The organism is Aquiflexum sp. (assembly GCF_977115555.1).
Genome location: NZ_CDSBKL010000467.1, coordinates 1 through 2,861 on the forward strand (window position 1 = coordinate 1; position 2,861 = coordinate 2,861).

3 protein-coding genes are annotated in these 2,861 nt (G+C 35.8%); 2 read left to right on the forward strand and 1 reads right to left on the reverse strand.

The window, feature by feature from the left end; all coding sequences use genetic code 11:
• Positions 1-1,255: hypothetical protein (locus tag ACZFYI_RS18330; protein WP_462525571.1), on the reverse strand; the 1,255-nt coding region annotated here is incomplete at its 3' end.
• Positions 1,256-1,830: 575 nt separating this feature from the next.
• Between ACZFYI_RS18330 and ACZFYI_RS18335 the strand changes: the two genes are divergently transcribed.
• Together ACZFYI_RS18335 and ACZFYI_RS18340 are read left to right on the forward strand one after the other, a co-directional pair.
• Positions 1,831-2,322 carry a nuclear transport factor 2 family protein gene (locus tag ACZFYI_RS18335; protein ID WP_462525572.1) on the forward strand — a complete coding sequence of 164 codons (492 nt, stop codon included), beginning with the start codon at positions 1,831-1,833 and terminating at the stop codon, positions 2,320-2,322.
• Between the two features lie 124 nt (positions 2,323-2,446).
• Positions 2,447-2,861, forward strand: a 415-nt coding sequence (locus tag ACZFYI_RS18340; protein WP_462525573.1) for a glycine zipper domain-containing protein, incomplete at its 3' end; no start/stop codon positions are given.

The following is a 2,861-nucleotide window of genomic DNA, read 5'->3' on the forward strand; positions in this document are numbered from 1 at the left end:
TTTTTAGCAAAAAAGACCAAAAGAATTCTTCTTTATCGAAGCGGTTTGCGGATACAAGGCATTGATAATAGTCTTGATTCCTCAAATGGTAAACAAAGATCCCAATATGAAACCATTTTGGATAGTCAAAGTCGGTTTCTATGCTCTTCTTTATTAATTGGTATCCTTCCTCTCTCATATCCATTAGGCAATACAAGAATCCTATAGCTCCTGTGTAGTGGCTTGAATTTGGGTTGATTTCTATGGCAAGCTTGCTATGGTATTTAGCCTTTTCGAGTTGATCATCAGATAATAAGGCATAACTATAGTAAGCCTGGCATGGCTGATATAGAGGTTGGAGCAAAATACTTTTTTCCCCATATTCCAAGGCCTTTTCTAGGAATTCCCTATTTTGGCTGAATTGAAATGAATCAGTATATAATCGGGACAATACAGCCCATCCTAATGCAAATTCAGGTTCTTTCGTTACTATATTAGTAACTTTTTCAAGCAAATCAGCCGCATTTTCCGGACTTGGGTTTTTGGTATATTTATAAAAATGTAAATATGTCTCGTAGGCGGAAGGGCTGTCTTTTGCTTCCCATCTTGCCTCTGAATAGAGTTTCTCGGGAATTACCCCGTTGATTCCACAAACTTTATGCGCCACGGCTTTTGCAAGCTCTTCTTGAATTTGAATTAGATTATTGTTTTCACCTTCGTACTTTTCTTGATAAGACCATATTACCTGGCTATTTAAATTATCCAGGAGTACAATTGAAATTTTCACCGAATTTTCATAATGCCGAAAAGACCCTTCTATGCTAAATCTTGCAATAGAATTCCTGGTAATCTCATTATTGATCAAATCCAGCTTGATCACTTCAAGATGCTTATATCTGCTAAGCTCCATGATCAGCTCCTGAGTAAATCCCTCTACAATATAATCTTCTCTATTTTCCGGGTTTAGATTTTTTATCGGAGAAACAGCAATCGAATGAGAGATTTTGCTTTCCTTTTGAAAGGTTCTCGCAAATTTTGGATTATAAGAGCCCTTGGGAAGAGAAAAAATAATCCTGTCTGAGCTGCCCTCTTCTTTGTAATATTCTTCCAAATGCCTTCTTAATCTACTTGCCTGAATCCGTACAATCGGATCTTCGGCTGAGTCAAAATCATTTTTTCTTCCAAAAGCATCTATTGCAATGGAATACTGTTTCAAGGTTTCACCACGTCCCTCTACGGATTCTTTGACAACATAGGCAAGGAAATTCTTTAGCATGTCAGAATTTCGAAATACTTGGCTTCGAAGAATTTTAGACAATTGATCAAGAATTTCTGTTTTGGGTATTTTTGTATTTGCCATGTCTATTTTGAAGTTACCGTAACTTACTTCCATTTACTTAAGTGAACCGAAATAAATAATAATATTTGATTTCATGATTGGAAAATATGAGCAATTCAAAAAAATCAAATATTTCAATAATTCAAAAAGCGCTGTTTGTTCGCGACTTTTCAGAATATGAAAGTGAAATAGAAAGATTTTTCAAACATGATGTATTTATTGAAATTCTCAATGAATATTACCTGTGCGAAACCAAAATTGAAGACTGTCTTAGGTGTCAAGAAATGGTCCAATCTTACAAACAAATCCAGAAAGAATTAAGAATTGAAATCATAAATTTTATAAATCAACCTCATATCAAAGTAAGTAAAAATAATGATGAATCGAAAATTCAGAATATCAGTCAATAAAATCCAAAAAGATGGAGATATCACATTGATCTGATAACGATTAGATTGATTAAATCTAAATTTCAATTTAAAACCACCTAAAAAAGTTAAACCATATAAATTATGAATAAAATTAAATATTTCGTTGTCTTGTTTTTTTTGGCGTCCTGCTCAAAGAGTAGTATTAATGCTGAAAATAATATAAAGATTGTAGAGAGATATGTCCAAGCGGTAGAGAATCTGGACTACCAAACGATGTCAAGTTTACTCGATGACAATTATTTAGGCCTCGGACCATCTTATGGGGATTCAATAAGAAAAGCTGAAGCAGTTGAAAATTGGAAATATTCTTCTGAAAATCTTTATAAAAACATTAAATATGACCGATCAAGAAATGCCTCAATTATTGTTGAAGATGGTGACGATAAAGGGGAATGGGTTTCCAATTGGGCCGAATTGACCATCAACTATCAGTGGACAGATACCCCTGTGACACTTTGGGCTAATTCAATTTACAAGATTGAAAATGGAAAAATCATTAAGAGTTATACCTTTTACAATGAAGCTGATGCATACCGTCAGCTAGGTTTCGATTTCCTCGATTTAAATAATTAATCAGATGACATTTCAAAATAAAATGAAAGTATTCACATATCTCACGGTAATCTTCCTATTCTTTGGAATTGCCCAAATACAAGCACAAGTCCCAACGACCCAATCGCTGCCGGACACTACAAAAATGACGTATAATCAAATCTCTTCAACAGGAGGTCTCATTGTTTTTCCTTCTAACAAGCAAAGCCAGAAACAACAAAAAACAGATGAGTATGATTGTTACTTATGGGCAATGGACCAGACAGGTATTGATCCACTGAACCTCCCTAAAGTAGAAGCTCAGGTGAGTACAGGTCCAACCGGTGGTGCTGTAAGAGGTGCAGCAGGTGGTGCCGCTGCAGGAGCTGCTATTGGTGCAATAGCTGGTGACGCAGGTCAGGGAGCAGCTATTGGAGCTGTGGCAGGAGCATTAAGGGGTAGAAGAGCCGGTCAACAAGTTCAAGCTCAACAAAATGCCCAATCAAAGGCAAATGCTGATCAGGCAAATCAAGAAGTTGTTGATAGGTTTAAAAAAGCATTTTCAGCCTGTATGGAAGGAA

Bases quoted from the DNA above. Each gene is read 5' to 3' on its own strand.
- ACZFYI_RS18335 (WP_462525572.1), top strand. From the start codon at position 1,831: ATGAATAAAATTAAATATTTCGTTGTCTTGTTTTTTTTGGCGTCCTGC.